Origin of the sequence: Thermanaerothrix sp., from assembly GCA_026417795.1 — a bacterium.
Lineage (GTDB): Bacteria > Synergistota > Synergistia > Synergistales > Synergistaceae > Thermanaerovibrio.
In genome coordinates this window covers 1-1,300 of sequence record JAOACP010000105.1, presented here as the reverse complement: position 1 = coordinate 1,300, position 1,300 = coordinate 1, and the positions used below count along the sequence as shown (strand labels likewise).

Here is a 1,300-nt window from a genome sequence, read left to right as displayed (position 1 = left end):
GCCACAGTCACCCCAGCTCTACAAGCAGATTCTCATGGTTTCGGGCTTTGACAAATACTTCCAGCTCGCGCGATGCTACCGTGATGAGGACTCGCGCGGTGACCGGCAGCCGGAATTCACCCAGATCGATATCGAGATGTCCTTCGTAAGCCGGGAAGACGTGCTTACCCTGATAGAAGGACTCATGGGGTACGTGTTTCAGAAGACCCTGCAGGTAACCCTTCCTGCCCGGTTCCGCCGGATTCCCTACGATGAAGCGATGGAAACCTACGGCTCCGACAAACCGGATCTGCGGTATGAACTGCCCCTACAGAACTTTGACCCCTACGTGGCGGAATCCACCTTTCAGGCCTTTAAAGAGGCCCTTGCCGCGGGTGAAGCGGAACGGCAGGCCGCGGCAGCCCGGGGGGTCCGTATTCCAGGCGGGGGCGTCAAGGCCCTGGTGGTTCCCGGCAAGGCCGACTATTCCCGCAAACAGATCGAAGAACTGGAAGCCCAGGCAAAGATCTACAAGGCCCGGGGTCTTGCCTGGATGAAGGTAACCCGGGCGGCCGACGGGTCGCCCACCCTGGAAGGGGGCATCAGCAAGTTCTTTGTGCCCGCCCCCGATGGGAGTGGCGCCCCCGCCGACCTGGCGGGAAGGATTATCCGCGGCCTCGGCGCCCAGGTAGGAGACCTTATCCTCCTGGTGGCGGACAGCAAGCGCCAGATCGCCAACGTGGCCCTGGGGGCGGTTCGTTCCAAGCTCGGGCGGGATCTGGGACTCTGCGATCCCCGGCGTTTTGAGTTTGCCTGGATCATCGATTTTCCCATGTTCGAATTCAATGAAGAAGAAAACCGCTGGGAAGCGGCCCACCACCTCTTTACCTGGCCTCAGGAACAGTACCACGCCACCATGGAAACCGATCCAGGTTCGGTGAAGGGGGACCTGTACGACCTGGTGCTCAATGGTTTTGAGCTTGCCAGCGGTTCCATCCGTATCCACGACCCGGAACTCCAGAAACGGGTGTTTTCCATCGTTGGCCTTGGACCGGAAGCGGCGGAAAAGAAATTCGGCTTTTTAACCCAGGCCTTTAAGTATGGGGCCCCGCCCCACGGCGGCATTGCCCCGGGGCTTGACCGGCTCGTGATGCTCATGGCGGGGGAAACCAGCATAAAAGAAGTGATCGCCTTCCCCAAGAATTCCTTCGCGGTCAGCCCCATGGACGATTGTCCCAGCGAAGTAGACCCCCGACAGCTTGAGGAACTGCACCTCATCATCAACTATCCGAAAAAAGGAGCCGACCCTTCGGGAGAAGTC

General features: G+C 59.7%; 1 protein-coding gene. It reads left to right on the top strand.

Translation table 11 applies throughout. The features are described from left to right. The coding region (aspS, locus tag N2315_09405; protein MCX7829386.1) for an aspartate--tRNA ligase at nucleotides 1-1,300 on the top strand (1,300 nt) is incomplete at both ends.